This window comes from Emticicia aquatica (assembly GCF_923079645.1).
Classification (GTDB): Bacteria; Bacteroidota; Bacteroidia; order Cytophagales; family Spirosomataceae; genus Emticicia; species Emticicia aquatica.
In genome coordinates this window covers 1870556-1886641 of sequence record NZ_CAKLPY010000001.1, presented here as the reverse complement: position 1 = coordinate 1886641, position 16086 = coordinate 1870556, and the positions used below count along the sequence as shown (strand labels likewise).

Genomic DNA, 16086 nt, shown 5'->3' with positions numbered 1-16086 from the left:
GATTCTATTTATTAAGAAAATTTAAAGTACAATGAATTCTATCTGTTCTTAGCAAAGCTATATCAAGGATTAGGTTAGCATAGGATTTAATGGAAGTTTTGTGTCGTTAAAACGTACAACAAAACCATAATAAAAGTCCATCTGAATACCTATGAAAAAAATTATCCTTCCATTAATTGTGAGTGTTTCGCTATATAATCAAGCTGAGGCACAAGAGAAAAAAACAGAAGAAAAAAAGGTTGAAACCACAGCTTCAGCACCAGCGGCAAAGCCTCAACCAGTATTTAGTACCGTAATTGGTGGATTCGTCAGAACTGATTATATCTGGGATTCACGCAAAAACGCTCAAGTAAGAGAAAATCACTTAAATCTTTATCCTTCTGATGTTGTAAAAGATGCCAATGGAAAAGATTTGAATGCAGTGCCACAATCAAATTTCCTTTCGATTGTTTCGAGAATAAATTTGAAAATTACTGGACCAGATGCTTTTGGTGCAAAAACATCAGCATTTTTTGAAGGTGATTTTTTTGGAAACACCGAAGGAACAATCGGTCTATTTAGACTTAGACATGCCAATGCAAGTTTAGATTGGACAAAAACGAAATTAACACTCGGACAATCGTGGTATCCGCAGTTTATTCCAGAGTGTTTTCCAGGTGTAGCCAACTTTAGTACAGGTATTTTATTCAATCCATTTGGTTGGGTTTCGCAAGCAAAAGTTACGCATTCATTGAGCAAAACTACCTCATTTGCTTTGACAGTTTATAAAGACCGTGAGTTTGGTTCGGTTTCACCTACAGGCGTTGCAAATGAACCATCAGTAAATTCTGTAATGCCAACTATTCATGGGAATTTACAATACAAAAATGCTAAAGTTTTGTTAGGAATAGGAGCAGAGGCACGTTCATTGAAACCTCGCACATCTATTACTGGTGGAACACCAGCCGTGACAATCGAAAATACTGGTAAAGTAAATAGTTTATCAGTTAATGCCTATGCAAAAATTACTGGTAAGAAAGCAACTTTGAAAGCATACGGAATTTTGGGTCAAAATATCACTCAAATGGTTATGTTAGGTGGTTATGTAAGTGTTGCATCAACATCTAATCCTTTTCAGGAAGAATATAAACCAACTAAAACAAACGCCTTCTGGTTGGAATTGATGAGTAACGATGCAAAAGTAGCACCAGCTTTATTTTTGGGATACACAGTAAATAATGGTGCAGATGTAGCTGGAAAAGCGGCTTATGCACGTGGAATTAGTTTAGAAAAGCGTTCAGTGAAAGATGTTGTTAGAGCAGCAGGAAGAATTGATTTTAAATCAGGTAAAATGAGATTCTCTCCAGAACTAGAATATACAGCAGCAAATTGGGGAAATGCCGACAAAACAGGTAAAGTTTCAGGAACTTTAACAAATGTTGGTAACGTAAGATTCTTATTTTCAACAGCTTATACATTTTAATTATCAACCCTAAAATTTATTTTAAAACCTTTTAACTATTTACGTTATGTCTGACAGTAAAAAGAATTCGATGTTTTCAATTATTGGAGCATCATCAGTAGGTACAATGATTGAGTGGTATGACTTCTATATTTTCGGAAGTTTAGCTACAGTAATCGCTTCTAAATTTTTTCCAGCAGGCCCAGGTAATGAAACATTGTCATTCCTTTCTACCTTAGCCACATTTGCAGCTGGTTTTGTCGTTCGCCCTTTTGGTGCATTGTTCTTCGGTCGTCTAGGTGACTTAATTGGAAGAAAATATACTTTCATGGTCACTTTATTATTGATGGGTGGAGCAACGTTTGCTATCGGTTGTATTCCTTCTTACGAAACCATCGGTATGGCCGCACCAATGTTGGTATTGTTATTAAGATTATTGCAAGGTCTTGCTTTGGGTGGTGAATATGGCGGTGCTGCAACTTATGTTGCCGAACACTCACCAACCGAACAAAGAGGATATATGACTTCGTGGATTCAAATTACTGCAACGGCGGGTCTAATCGTTTCTTTGATTGTTATTGCAATTACAAAATTAGTATTGAGTAAAGAAGATTTTGATGTTTTTGGATGGAGAATTCCTTTCTTAGCTTCTATTTTTATGGTTGGGATTTCGTACATTATTCGTAGAAATATGCACGAATCTCCATTGTTTTCTAAAGCAAAAGCTGAAGGAAAAACTTCAACAAATCCTTTGAAAGAATCTTTTGGAAATCGCTTGAACTTCAAATATGTATTACTAGCTTTATTAGGTGTTACGATGGGTCAAGGTGTAGTTTGGTACACAGGTCAGTTTTATGCAATGTCATTCATCGAGAAAATCATGAATGTTCCAAAAGAGCAAGTAGATAGTATTATGATTTGGGGACTTTGCCTCGGAACTCCATTCTTTGTTGTATTTGGTTGGTTGTCAGACCGTATTGGTCGCAAGTGGATTATGTTGGGTGGTATGTTAGTTGCAATTTTGTCATACCGTACGATTTATTCTAAAATGTACGATACAGTTGATATCAAAGGCAAAACTGAGATTGTAGAAAAAGCAACTTCAGTAGCAGAATTGAAAGAAAATGCTAAAAACAAAAATGGTGGCGTTGATTCAGTATTTACTGTAACGAAAGCTTTTACTGACGGTACAACGTACAAAGAAGTAAAAACCAAAACATTGAAAAATGGTGTAGTTGAAATCAATGAAAAAGATGGTAAACCATTGGTTGATACAAAGAAAACTGTGACCATCACTGATACTGACAAATGGACATTAATTTGGTTTGTATTTATTCAAATGTTATTCGTAACAATGGTTTATGGGCCAGTAGCTGCATTCTTAGTTGAAATGTTCCCTATCAAAATTCGTTATACATCAATGTCATTGCCTTATCACATCGGAAATGGTATTTTCGGAGGCTTACTTCCTGCAATTGCTACTTTCTTAGTGACAAATGCTACTAAAGCAAATACAGTTGCTACTGAAGCAGGTTTAGCAAAAGTGATTGACAAACCATATTTGGAAGGACTTTGGTATCCAATTATCATTGCTGGAGTTTGTTTTGTAATCGGAACAATCTACTTAAATAACAATGATAATAAAGTAAACGACTAATTTTTTAACTCATAAATACATTAATAAAATGAATACTATAAAAAGAATTTTAGGATTTCTCTGGATAATCATTGGTGGGTTTGCAGTTTATTACCTTATCGTAAATCAAGCAATTTCACTTTGGAATAAAGGTGGTGAAAATGTAATTCCAGCAGTTATTTATACCGTTATTCTTTGTCCAATGATTGCAGGTGCATTAGGTGCATTTGGTCTATATTCGATTCAAGGTGAGTTTGATTCAAAAGATTGAAAAACACTATAGTTGATACACTAAGCCAATCAGCTATCGAAAAGATAATAAGTAATACTATTTAAGTAAGGCTTAGGGTTTAATAGAGCAATGTATGCCAGTTGAGGATAAAACCCATTGGCATACATTCTTATTTTAGGACTAGCTCGTTTATTTAATTCTATATTTATTTAGCAAAAATAGCTAAATATATCTTGGAATAATACCACATCTACCGTAGCTTAGTGCAATAAATATGAAGCCCTAAAATGAAACAACAAAAAGCAATTGCAATAACGATTTTCTTGATTTGTTTACTCAATTTCCCGATTTTATCATTGTTCAATAAAGCTATTTTTGTTTTAGGAATTCCTCTTGTGTATGTATATATTTTCAGTGTTTGGATTATCGGAATTATTATAATTGCCCTTATTGCAGAATCTAAAAACGAAGTAAATACACCAGAGAATGAATAGCTATATTTTAGGACTCATTTCTATTTATTATTTAGCTTTTTTGTTTATTGTAGCTTACCAAGCCGAGCAAAAATCAAAAAGAGATAAAAGTATTGTAAGCAATGCCAATATCTATGCTCTTTCGTTGGCTGTCTATTGTACAGCATGGACTTTTTACGGAAGTGTCGGTCGAGCCGCTACTGACGGCCTTGATTTTTTGACAGTTTATATTGGCCCAACTTTAGTGATGTTTTTGGCAATACCGATACTTCTAAAAATCATTCGTATCTGTAAAACCCAACGGCTGACAAGTATTGCTGATTTTATTTCGTCTCGCTACGGAAAAAATCGCTCGCTGGGTGTATTAGTAACAATCATTTGTTTGCTATCAGGCATTCCATACATCGCATTACAACTTAAAGCAATTTCTAACAGCTTTGGGATTTTGACAAAAAGTCTTCAAAACAATAACATTTTGACCGACCATACTTTTTATATAGTCATCATATTGATACTTTTTACAATATTATTTGGTACGAGAAATGTTGAAGCCACCGAACGACATGAAGGCATGGTTGCTGCAATTGCAACCGAATCTATCATAAAGTTAATTGCATTTCTTGCCATCGGAATTTACGTTACATATTGGCTTTTTGATGGATTTGAAGATATTTTTTCTAAGGCGAATATTATTCACGCAGCCAAACAAAACTTTGTTCTGGATAAAGATAGTGGAATGTCGAAATGGTTTTGGCATACTTTTTTGGCAATGATGGCCTTTATGTTTTTACCAAGACAATTTCAAGTAGCAGTTGTTGAAAATGTTGATGAAAAATACATTAATAGAGCTATGTGGTTGTTTCCGTTATATATGTTGCTCATCAATATTTTTGTGATGCCAATTACGCTTGCTGGGGAAATTATTTTTGGTGATAAGGCGATGAATTCTGATTTATACGTTTTGTCAATACCATTAAATTATTCTGACGAATTTCTAGCAATTATTACCTATATCGGTGGATTTTCAGCGGCAACAGGAATGATTATCGTAGAGACGATTGCCATTAGTGTTATGGTTAGTAATAATTTATTGATGCCAATTTTTTTGGGAATTCCTGCCTCGAAAGAAATCATTAATCTCAATCCGAGTCAAGTTATTCAATACATGCGTCGTTTGGCAATCGCACTGATTATTTTTTTAGGGTATTTATATTTTAAATTTATTACAGAAAAATACTCCTTAGTTTCAATTGGAATGACCGCTTTTGTGGTTGTCGCTCAATTTGCACCGTCTGTTTTAGGGGGAATATTTTGGAAAAGAGGTACTCAAAAAGGTGCAATGATTGGCTTGATTGGTGGTACTGTTATTTGGTTTTTTACATTAATTATTCCTTCATTGGTCAGTTCGGGGGTACTTTCTGAAGCTATTATGACCAATGGACTATTTGGTAATTCATTACTGAAACCTTACGAATTGTTTGGAATGCAAGGAATGGACAATATTTCTCATGCTACATTTTGGACATTATTTTTTAATACAGCTCTTTACTTTTTTTGCTCATTATGCACTAAACCAACATCAATAGAACACAATCAAGCCGTACTTTTTGTCGATGTCTTTCATTATTCTAAAGGAATCGAAAACTCAGTTGCTTGGCGTGGAAAAGCATTAGTAAGCGATTTGAAATCATTATTAGAAAGTTTTTTAGGTAGTAATCGAACAGAGCGAATTATTAGGGTTTTTGCAACCAGAAATAATGTAAATATGCAAAATCGCTACGCTGACGCTCGCTTTGTAAACTATTCTGAAAAACTTTTGGCTGGAATTGTTGGTACAGCTTCTGCCCGAATGATGGTTTCGTCAGTTTCAAAGGAAGAAGATATTTCGCTTGATGAAGTGGTGGCAATCCTGAAAAAATCGCAGGAATTGATGGAAGTAAATAAGGAATTAAAACAGAAATCGCAAGAATTGAAGCAGTTAACCGAGCAATTGCAAGCTGCTAACGAGCAATTATTGTTGACCGATAAACTTAAAGATGACTTTTTAGCAACAGTAACGCATGAAATTCGTACGCCATTGACTTCAATTAAAGCATTGTCCGAAATTTTATATGATAACGATGATTTGGAACATGAAGAACGACAACATTTTTTGAGTACAATTATTAAAGAATCAGATAGATTAAGTCGCTTAATCAATCAAGTTTTAGATTTGGAAAAGTTAGAATCGGGAAAAGTGAGGGTTCTAAGCGAAACAATTGATTTACAAGAAATTATTGAAGATTCAGTTGAAACTATTGAGCAACTCGCAAAAGAAAAAGGAGTGAAAATTAAGAAAATCATTGACAAAAATCTTCCTGTTTTTAATGGAGATAAGGACAGAATGATGCAAGTAATGCTAAATTTATTGTCAAATGCACTCAAATTTACTGAGGCTCAAAAAGGTAGCATCACAATAACAGCTTATGTCGAAGATAATAATTTGTACGTAAATGTGATTGATGATGGCTCAGGAATTTCAAAAGATTATCAAGAGTTAATTTTTGATAAATTTTATCAAGCCCACGACCAAACCATCAGAAAACCGAAAGGAAGTGGACTAGGTCTAGCTATTTCAAAGAGAATAATTGAATTACATAACGGTAAAATTTGGGTTGAAAGCAAAGTCAATAAAGGGTCTAAATTCTCATTTACGATTCCGATTAATACCTAAAAATAATCAGTATTTAAGCAAAAATAAACAGATAATATCTATTACAACAAAGAACTACGTCCATGAATATTCAGAAAAACATAAAAGTGCTAATCGTTGATGATGAACCTAATATATTACTTTCATTAGAGTTTTTGATGAAAAAAGAAGGTTTCATTGTTTTCATTGCCCGTGATGGTGAAGAAGCATTTGATATCATAAAAAGAGAACATCCAAAAATAGTTTTGCTTGATATTATGATGCCAAAAGTTGATGGTTACGAAGTCTGTAAATTTATTAAACAAAACAAAGATTCTGCTGAAACAAAAGTAATCTTTTTGAGTGCCAAAAGTAAAGAAGCTGATATTGAAAAAGGCTATAGTGTCGGAGCCGATTTATATATTCCAAAGCCTTTTTCCACTCGTGATTTAGTGAAAAAAGTGAATATGATGGCTTCTGGGGTTGTGGCTTAAATTTTTAAAATAATACTTCAATGAAAATTTTTAGGTCAACTATTTATTCATTGAAATACATAATGTACAACAAAACTATAATAAAACGATGAATTACGACTCATTTTACAGGCGAAGCATTGACCAACCTGAAGCATTTTGGGGTGAGCAAGCGGAAAAAATAGCATGGTTCAAAAAACCATCCAGCATACTTTCTGTCGATAAAAGTGGCTTTTATCGTTGGTTTGAAGGAGGTGAAATGAATACTTGTTACCTAGCCATTGATTATCATGTAGAGCAAGGAAGGGGTAACCAAACGGCAATAATTTATGATTCGGCAGCTACTCAAAAGACTATAAAATTTACCTATTCAGAAGTAAAAACGGAGGTTTCAAAGATTGCTGGGGCATTAAAATCTTTAGGAGTAAACAAAGGTGATACCGTTGTGATTTATATGCCGATGGTTCCAGAAGCGGCATTTGCAATGTTGGCATGTGCAAGATTAGGAGCAATTCATTCGGTAGTTTTTGGTGGATTTGCCCCGCATGAATTGGCAATAAGAATTGATGACGCGAAACCTAAAGTGATTATTTCGGCTTCCTGCGGTATCGAATTCGACAAAGTAATTCCCTACAAACCTTTACTTGACGAAGCAATTCATTTGGCAGAACACCAGATTTCTCATTGCTTAATTTTACAACGACCAATGGCTCATGCCAGCATGGTTGAAGGAAGAGATATTGATTTTGCGACTTTTGTAAATGATTCAGCTCCAGCCGAGTGTGTTACAGTCAATGCAACTGACCCACTTTATGTTCTTTATACATCAGGAACGACAGGTAAACCAAAAGGAATCGTCCGTGATAATGGTGGACATGCAGTCGCTCTAAATTTTTCGATGCAGTATATTTATGATGTAAAACCCAATGAAGTTTTTTGGGCGGCATCGGATGTGGGTTGGGTAGTTGGGCATTCATATATTGTTTATGCTCCGTTGATTTATGGCTGTACAACGGTTTTTTTTGAAGGGAAACCAGTCCGAAACCCTGATGCTGGTACGTTTTGGCGAGTAATTGACGAACACAAAATTAATGTATTCTTTACTGCACCAACGGCTTTTAGGGCTATAAAAAAAGAAGATGCTGAGGCAAAACTGAAAGAAAAATATGATACATCTTCATTGAAATCAATCTTTGTTGCAGGCGAACGTTGCGACCCACCAACTTTAGAATGGCTACAACAAATTGCGAAAGTACCAATTGTTGACCATTGGTGGCAAACTGAAAGTGGTTGGGGAATTGTGGCTAATATGATGGGAGTAGAGCAGTTTCCTGTGAAAGCGGGTTCTGCAACTAAACCAGTATGCGGCTTTGATGTACAGATTTTAGGTGAAAATGGACAAAAGCTTGGAGCAAATGAAGAAGGATATGTTTGTATAAAATTACCTTTACCGCCAAGTTGTTTACCAACTCTTTGGAACGATGACGAACGTTTCAGAAGTTCATACCTCAATAAATTTGATGGCTATTATCTTACAGGAGACGGTGGTTATATTGATGAAGAAGGGTATGTTTTTATTATGGGTCGAATTGATGATGTTATCAACGTGGCAGGACATCGCCTTTCAACTGGTGAAATGGAAGAAATAGTTGGCTCACATAAAGCCGTTGCCGAATGTGCAGTGGTTGGAATTTCAGACGAGTTGCGTGGACAAAGACCTATTGGTTTGGTGGTGTTGAAAGATGGCGTTTCGTTTTCAGAAGATGAAATGGAAAATGAATTGGTAAAACTCATTCGTGACCAAATAGGGGCGGTGGCATTTTTTCGTAATGCATTGGTAGTAAAGCGTTTACCGAAAACTCGCTCTGGTAAAATTCTCAGAAAAACCATTCGTCAAATTGCTGATGGAGAAACATATACAGTTCCATCAACTATTGATGACCCAATGATTTTAACAGAAATAACCAATACTTTAATTCATCGAAAAGTGGGTAATGCGTTTCAGTAAAATTAACTTAATTTTTTGTCAAATAAGTCTGACTTATTATTCCTTTAAAATATTCGAGTTGAAAACCATTTTCATAAAATAGGATTCACTCATTTACTTATTCAATCACATATTTATTTTTTAACCAAATGAAAATCAACTCTTTCCAAGAATACGAAGAAGCGTACAAAAAAAGTGTCGAAAGTCCAGAAGATTTCTGGGGTGAAATTGCTGCCAATAACTTCGAGTGGCGAAAACCGTGGAGAAAGGTTTTGAACTGGAATTTCAGTGAACCAAAAATTGAATGGTTTGTTGGAGGAAAACTCAATATTACTGAAAACTGTCTCGACCGCCACGTAAAAGATAAACCAAATCAGCCAGCTATTATTTGGGAACCAAACGACCCAAATGAAGAAAGTGTAACACTTACTTACCGCCAATTATTTGAGCGTGTGTGTCGTTTTGCAAACGTTTTGAAACGTAATGGAGTTAAAAAAGGCGATAGAGTTTGTATTTATATGCCGATGATTCCAGAATTATCAATTGCAGTTTTGGCTTGTGCCAGAATTGGAGCGATTCATTCAGTAGTTTTTGGTGGTTTTTCTGCATCATCCATTGCAGATCGTATAAATGATTCGCAATGTGTAGCTGTTGTGACTACAGATGGAGCTGTGCGTGGAAACAAGGCAATTCCGATGAAAGATACCGTTGATGACGCCATGATTGGTTGTCCATCAGTGAAAAAAGTAATTGTTGCAACTCGCACTCGTACGGCTGTAAGTATGATTAAAGGCCGTGATGTATGGTGGGAAGAAGAAGAAAAGCACGTAACAAGTGATTGTCCAGCCGAAGAAATGGATTCGGAAGACCCTCTTTTCATTCTTTATACGTCAGGTTCGACTGGAAAACCCAAAGGAGTGGTGCAAACTTGTGGTGGCTATATGGTTTATGCGGCCTATACTTTCCTAAATGTTTTCCAATACAAAGCTGGAATGGTACATTTCTGTACAGCAGACATCGGCTGGATAACAGGACATTCGTACATTGTTTATGGGCCATTGGCAACAGGAGCTATTTCGGTCTTGTTTGAAGGTGTGCCTACTTATCCAGATGCGGGTCGTTTCTGGGATATTGTTGAAAAACACAAAGTAAATATTCTTTATACTGCTCCAACAGCCATTCGTTCATTGATGGGTTTTGGTTTGGAATATGTAGAAGGAAAAGATTTAAGTTCACTCAAAGTTTTAGGGTCGGTTGGTGAACCAATAAACGAGGAAGCTTGGCAATGGTATTCTAAAAATATTGGTAAAGATAAATGTCCAGTAGTTGATACTTGGTGGCAAACCGAAACGGGGGGAATTATGATTTCTGCTTTGGCAGGAATCACACCATTGAAACCTGCTTGGGCATCGTTGCCATTGCCTGGTGTACAAATGATGTTGGTTGATGAAAATGGCAATGAAATTTTAGGTGGAGATGTAAGCGGAAATCTTTGTATTAAATTCCCATGGCCATCAATCTTACGTACAACTTGGGGCGACCACGAGCGTTGTCGCACAAACTATTTTTCAGCCTATACAAATTTATATTTCACTGGTGATGGTGCAATGCGTGACGAAAATGGTTTTTACAGAATCACTGGTCGTGTTGATGATGTATTGAATGTTTCTGGTCATAGAATTGGTACTGCCGAAGTTGAAAATGCCATAAATATGCACACAGGTGTAGTAGAAAGTGCCATTGTGGGCTATCCGCACGACATCAAAGGCCAAGGTATCTACGCTTACGTAATTTGCGAAAGCTTTGTACATGATGAAGATTTGACTCGCCGAGATATTTTGGCAACCGTTTCTCGTGTAATCGGACCAATTGCAAAACCTGATAAAATTCAGTTTGTAACAGGTTTACCAAAAACTCGTTCTGGAAAAATCATGCGAAGAATTTTGCGTAAAATTGCTGAAGGCGAAACTTCAAATTTAGGTGATATTTCAACCCTTCTCGACCCAACAGTTGTTGAAGATATTAAAAATGGAGCAGAAGCTTTGAGATAAAAATTTGTTTTTTGTAACTAAAGTCAAGTTTTAGAACTTTTGGTTTTAAAACTTGACTTTAGTATTTTACCCAATTTTCGCCTCCACCCAAATACCAGCTAAAATTAATAAAATAACCAAAAACCAAGCCCATTCGGTTAATTTAACAGTTAATTGCTGCTCTGAACCTTCTGAAATTGTACCTGTTTTCAGATAAGGTTTTAACAAATTTGCTCTAGCCAACGATGGTTGAGAACCGTCAACATAAATTTCTAATGAATCTTGCAAAGGTTGCCAACCTGTTTTTCTGAAAGTATAATCTGCTTTAAATACAGTTTGATTAAGAGCCGACTGATTAGTTTTAATTGTATCGTCTTCAATTGACAAATGATTTTGAAAATTTGTCGAATTTAGGGCAATTTCTGTATTTATATTTTGATAAATAGGAGCTTGAATTTCAATATTATTATCATTAGAAGGTTTTAATGCTTGAAAAACACTTTGCCAAATCTTTGAATAAGTCAAGCTATCGCCACTTAGTTTAAGCTGGAATGTTTCATTGAGCAGACTTAAACTAACTTTACCCATTTTTTTTTGAATCGCAATCGGATAATCAAGGATAGATTTTTGTAAAGCGTAAGTTTCAAATTGGTAAGGATAAGCCGATAAATCTTGCGAAATTTGGCGATTTTCCTCATTACTTATTTTCTTCAATTTCCATTTTGTACCTAAATTTTGATTAATACTTTTTGCCGCTAAATCGGGGTTTTCAAGATTGATAAATAATACACTTTTTCCTTCTGAAAATGCTTTTTTTACCAAACTGTTTGAAGCATTTGATGGGTCGGTGATGATAATATCTGGCGTAAATTTGTTGGTGTTTTTATTAATAGAAACATTATTAACCGTGTTTTTTGCAATCGTTGTTTGAATTTCTACTTTATTACCACTTTTTCCAAGCCAATCTGCTAGTGTTTTACTTTCAAAATCGGGATTACTCAAAATGAAAAGAATGTTTTGAGGTAGCGTTTTGGCTGTAAAATAATCAATAGTTTGAAGCAAATTTTGATTTAATTCTAAATTTAAGGAAGTTTGTCCAATCGAAAAACTTGGAAATCTTAAGTTAAAACTTGAAAACCCTTTTGGTAAATTCAGACTATCCAAAACTTGATTTCCCCATTTGATTTTCATTGTTTTCGCTTCCGAAAGTTCAATTTTGCCATTTATTTCCTGTATTTCTCCTTTTCTGATGATACCGTTCCAACGAATATCTTGCAACTCGTCAATGCCGAATTTCGGAATCCAAGAAATAGGATGCTCGCTAAGTTTGCTCAGTATTTCAGGCGTTGCATCTTGTCCTAAAAAATAAATTTTCCCCAATTTTGACACAAAATTTGGGTTCTCTTTCACTCGACGATTAAAATCCTTTTGAGAAAATACTTCGCCAATTTGAAGGCTATCTTTCAGTTGCTGAATAGTTTGGGTGTCAATTTTTTCGCTATAAATCAAAACTTTACTTGTATCAGCCTTCTTTTCCCAAGACGGGTTTATTACAAGCATGCAGATACTAAACCAAAGCAATAGGTTTAATCCAATTTTGAGCCAAAAACGACTAACAATTTTTGATTTATTTCGCCAAAAAGCAAATAGCTGTATTACAAACAATAAACATAATCCAATGATATTTAACCATTCGGAAATCGTCAACGTTTTAAATATATTTAGAATTAAAGTCATAATTAAAAGTTTTTCCAAAAAGCTTTTTCTAATTTCTTCTCACTCATATACGAAGCGTTTCTTGGATTGTTTTTATTGGGTAAAGTCTTGTTTATCAGCTGATAAAGTTTGGTTTTGAGCAATAATTGTTCATTCTTAGAAAGGTCTTTATCGTTAATTATTTGTTGTAAATTACTTAAAATCGACCAGTTTGATAAACTACTATTTACGATTTTGTTACCCAAAACAGAACTTAATTCAAGAACTTTTTGTCTTTGAACTTTGTCTAATTTTTTATCTATACTTTTCGCTGAAATAATCCCCATTACTTCTGCTATTAATTGCTCAATTTGTTGTTGTGAATATGTTTTCTCATATTTAAAAGCTGTATTAAATTTTGTCAACTCACCCGTTAAACGTTTTTCTTTTTCTTTGATTGGCGGAGGGTCGAAACTTGTTTTCTTGACAAATGTTCGGGCTTTTTGTTGAGCAGATTTTAAATATTCAAGGGCTTTTTTCTCAAAAGGAATGGCCTTTTCTGGTTCATACAAACGTAAATGTAACTCAGATTGCCACATTTGTTCCAAAGCCATTTTTAATAGACTTCGAGTCGATTGTTCATAAAAAGTATTCACCTCGCCATCATCATGCGAGTGAACATAATCTGCCAATAAACTTGCTACTGGGTCGCTTTCATTGAGTTTTTCTGTTTCGTGAGAATGCTCGTGTTCATTATGTTTTTCTCCATCTTCATGGTCGCCTTCGCCTTCATCGTGGTCATGTCGGAAGCCTTTTAGCATATCTCCGTCAGTTTTTACATCACTTGGTAAAGCATTAACGCCACCGATTGAACTTTCTTCTTCTTCGCCTAAATATTGTCCGTAGCGTAATCTGAGGGCTTTTTGGTCGAAACCTATTTCATTTGAAGTGCTATTAAAAACCTCTTTTGAAAGTTTTTTACGCTTTGCAATCAGTTTTTCAGTATCAATAATTATCTGCCTTTGACTTCGGAAATATTCAGGCATGATATTCATAGCCATCGTTGCCAAATCAGCTTCTTCGGTTTGCGACGTATCTTTATAAACAATAAAATAAGTGTCAGATTTTGTATAATTGGGTATTGGGCGTTTATTATCGAAAGCCGCCCAATAATAATATAATTCGTCGCCAGGGGCAAAATTGAGCGACTTCAAATCAATGTTTTTAGTAATATTTGCTTCTTTAAAATTTTTCTCTACAATTGGAAATTTTACTTCCCTAAATTTTACATTTTCACCCGAACCACGAGCTAAAGTTGCAACAATAAAGGCTTGATTAACTGAAAAATCATCTGAAATCTTGGCCGAAATCTGCACATTTTTTTGGTCTTTCAAGTAGTGTAGTTTATATAATTCCTTTGAACTCGGCTCGATTTTCGGAGTTAAATCTGGAATTGCTTCCAAACGATAATAATCCGATTGATAAACCAACGAATCATGCCAAAAAGCTTTGAAAGCATAAAAACCTGAACTTACCAATTGGTCGGCATATTCAAATTTATCTAATTTTTTAGATAATATAATTTCTTCGCCTTGATTATTACTTAATTTGACAGTCAAATCTTGATGATTACTGAAAGATAAACGCCATTTTAAAATCGAGCCACTGATAGCTGAGGCGTTCATGTTTTCTGAATTTGTGCTTGATAATCCTGTGTAAGCAGGAGGAGTAATGCTTAATTCTGACGATATGAATGTTGGTATTTGAACTGTTTTTTCGATAGAATTAGTTGAAATTCCTTGTTTTTTAAGCGTATTTTTCTGTAAAAAATTGAATTTTGGGAAATAAAAAAATGATAATAATGAAATAATAAATATTAGCAAAAAGTAAATTAATTTAAAATCAAATACCCAAGGAGTTTTGAATTTAACTTTTGAGAAAAGTCTTTCGAGTTGAAGCTGTTGAGCCAAATTTGGTTGCTCAATGTTCAATAATTCAAGGCTATATTCTGTATCTTCAAGTTTTTGATGGATAAGATGAATCGCTTCTTTTTTCTTATTTTTAAAAAGATTTACCCAAAATGCTGTTCCTGCGAAAGATAAAAACCCTCCAATTCCTGCAAAAAACAATGATTTTGTTAATAAATGTATAAAAAAGTACGCCGAACCCGCTGCCATTAGGCACATCAATATTGCAACTGCATAGAGTTGAAAATTTACTTTCGCTATGATTTTTTTCAGTTCGTTCATGCGTTTTTATGAATTGACAGCCATCGTTCAATACTTAATAATAAAATAAATAACAACAAAATACTTTTAGAAAACCAAGCGTTTTCTTCTAAATTTGGCGATTCTTGAATTTTAAAAATGCTTTTAATCTGGTTGCTACTTAGTGTTTGGTCATAGTTTGGTAAATCAAAATGTTTGATAAGTTTTTCGCCAATAAATTCTGCTAAACTTCCATTAAAAACTATTTCTGAAGTTTGAGGTTTTAAACGATTTGGAAGAAAAATAATGTTTTCTGCTTTAAAATCTTGATTTTTGTATCTATCAGCATCAGAAAAAATATACAATGTATGATTGTTGTGAATTTGAGGAATTAATTTATTATCAAAAACGACATCATATACTTTGTTTGGAGAAGATTTTTCATCAATTAAAAACTCAAATTGATATACTTCATTGAGAGCCTTTAATGCAGCTTTGATACTTTGTGTTTCGCTTGCATCATTGTTTTGAACTAAAACTTTGATAGCTCCTTGATGCGTTATAATGCCGTTTTTTGTAGTAATAGTTTGACTAATAAGCGTATTTTTTTCATTTATGAATAATTTTCTATTACCCGAAAATGCGATATAATTTTGCTTACGAAGTGAACTAGAATCTGAAATAATGTGTGAATGAAAAGTCGTTGGAATATAAATATGTGGATATTGATTTAAAGTTTTTTTATTGATGAAATATAACTCAATTGTCTCATTATCAATGCTTTTACTTATTTGATTAATGCTGTTTTGTAATAAATTTGCATTAAAAGTTTCTTGAGAAGGTAATTGTTTTAGATATTGAATTAATGGTGTATTAGAATGGATCCAATAACATTTTTCACCTTTTTTTAAAGCTTCTTCAATTTCAAATTTGTAATTTTCAGTAACTAAAATATTGGGTTGAATAAGGTGGATTTTCTTGGCAGTTTTATCATTATTTAGCCATTTTATGATTGGTTTACAGAGAAAAAAACATAATGCAAGTAAAAGCAAACATCTGAACATCAGCAATAAAATATTGTCAAGCCGAATGCCTCTTGATTGTTGAAGGCTTTTTTCGATTAACCATTGTGTAGCTGCCCACTCAATGACTTTGCCTTTTTTTTGATGCCAAAAATGTATAATGATGGGAATTGAAATCGCTAAGGCCCCCCAAAGCATCAACGGATTTAAAAATTCCAT

At 34.3% G+C, this 16086-nt stretch carries 11 protein-coding genes; 8 read left to right on the top strand and 3 right to left on the bottom strand.

Annotated elements, in window-relative coordinates; translation table 11 throughout:
• The first annotated feature begins 151 nt into the window (after nt 1-151).
• The 8 genes from MJQ71_RS08145 (at nt 152) to acs (ending at nt 10964) form a co-directional block, all read left to right on the top strand.
• Entirely contained in the window at nt 152-1462 is a 1311-nt protein-coding gene (locus tag MJQ71_RS08145) for a hypothetical protein (RefSeq protein ID WP_238806077.1), read from the top strand.
• A 46-nt stretch (nt 1463-1508) separates the two neighbouring features.
• Nucleotides 1509-3098, top strand: a complete 1590-nt coding sequence (locus MJQ71_RS08140; protein ID WP_238806076.1) for an MFS transporter — start codon at nt 1509-1511, stop codon at nt 3096-3098.
• 28 nt (nt 3099-3126) lie between these two features.
• On the top strand, nt 3127-3348 hold the full coding sequence (locus MJQ71_RS08135; RefSeq protein ID WP_238806075.1) for a DUF6814 family protein: 222 nt from the start codon (nt 3127-3129) through the stop codon (nt 3346-3348).
• 248 nt (nt 3349-3596) lie between these two features.
• Nucleotides 3597-3803, top strand: a complete 207-nt coding sequence (locus MJQ71_RS08130; RefSeq protein ID WP_238806074.1) for a hypothetical protein — start codon at nt 3597-3599, stop codon at nt 3801-3803.
• On the top strand, nt 3796-6495 hold the full coding sequence (locus tag MJQ71_RS08125; protein ID WP_238806073.1) for a sodium:solute symporter family transporter: 2700 nt from the start codon (nt 3796-3798) through the stop codon (nt 6493-6495). The genes MJQ71_RS08130 and MJQ71_RS08125 overlap by 8 nt, the downstream gene beginning before the upstream one ends.
• Before the next feature lie 62 nt (nt 6496-6557).
• A complete protein-coding gene (locus tag MJQ71_RS08120; RefSeq protein ID WP_238806072.1) occupies nt 6558-6947 on the top strand; it encodes a response regulator in 390 nt (129 codons plus the stop codon).
• Nucleotides 6948-7002: 55 nt separating this feature from the next.
• Nucleotides 7003-8934, top strand: a complete 1932-nt coding sequence (locus tag MJQ71_RS08115; protein ID WP_290370174.1) for a propionyl-CoA synthetase — start codon at nt 7003-7005, stop codon at nt 8932-8934.
• Nucleotides 8935-9038: 104 nt separating this feature from the next.
• Entirely contained in the window at nt 9039-10964 is a 1926-nt protein-coding gene (gene acs, locus MJQ71_RS08110; protein ID WP_290370173.1) for an acetate--CoA ligase, read from the top strand.
• A gap of 66 nt (nt 10965-11030) precedes the next feature.
• On the opposite strand, the gene MJQ71_RS08105 is transcribed toward acs, so the two are convergent.
• The 3 genes from MJQ71_RS08105 to MJQ71_RS08095 form a co-directional block, all read right to left on the bottom strand.
• Nucleotides 11031-12503, bottom strand: a complete 1473-nt coding sequence (locus MJQ71_RS08105) for a hypothetical protein (protein ID WP_238806069.1) — start codon at nt 12501-12503, stop codon at nt 11031-11033.
• A 179-nt stretch (nt 12504-12682) separates the two neighbouring features.
• Nucleotides 12683-14887: a DUF4175 family protein gene (locus MJQ71_RS08100; RefSeq protein WP_238806068.1), complete on the bottom strand. Its 2205-nt coding sequence runs from the start codon at nt 14885-14887 to the stop codon at nt 12683-12685.
• Complete coding sequence (locus tag MJQ71_RS08095; RefSeq protein ID WP_238806067.1) at nt 14884-16086, bottom strand: BatA domain-containing protein; 1203 nt, start codon at nt 16084-16086, stop codon at nt 14884-14886. The genes MJQ71_RS08100 and MJQ71_RS08095 overlap by 4 nt, the downstream gene beginning before the upstream one ends.

Excerpts from the sequence above, each read along its gene's own strand:
- MJQ71_RS08130 (WP_238806074.1), top strand. The coding sequence starts at position 3,597 with ATGAAACAACAAAAAGCAATTGCAATAACGATTTTCTTGATTTGTTTA.
- MJQ71_RS08105 (WP_238806069.1), bottom strand. The coding sequence starts at position 12,503 with ATGCTTGTAATAAACCCGTCTTGGGAAAAGAAGGCTGATACAAGTAAA.
- MJQ71_RS08125 (WP_238806073.1), top strand. The coding sequence starts at position 3,796 with ATGAATAGCTATATTTTAGGACTCATTTCTATTTATTATTTAGCTTTT.
- MJQ71_RS08120 (WP_238806072.1), top strand. The coding sequence starts at position 6,558 with ATGAATATTCAGAAAAACATAAAAGTGCTAATCGTTGATGATGAACCT.
- MJQ71_RS08145 (WP_238806077.1), top strand. The coding sequence starts at position 152 with ATGAAAAAAATTATCCTTCCATTAATTGTGAGTGTTTCGCTATATAAT.
- MJQ71_RS08140 (WP_238806076.1), top strand. The coding sequence starts at position 1,509 with ATGTCTGACAGTAAAAAGAATTCGATGTTTTCAATTATTGGAGCATCA.
- MJQ71_RS08100 (WP_238806068.1), bottom strand. The coding sequence starts at position 14,887 with ATGAACGAACTGAAAAAAATCATAGCGAAAGTAAATTTTCAACTCTAT.
- MJQ71_RS08095 (WP_238806067.1), bottom strand. The coding sequence starts at position 16,086 with ATGGAATTTTTAAATCCGTTGATGCTTTGGGGGGCCTTAGCGATTTCA.
- MJQ71_RS08135 (WP_238806075.1), top strand. The coding sequence starts at position 3,127 with ATGAATACTATAAAAAGAATTTTAGGATTTCTCTGGATAATCATTGGT.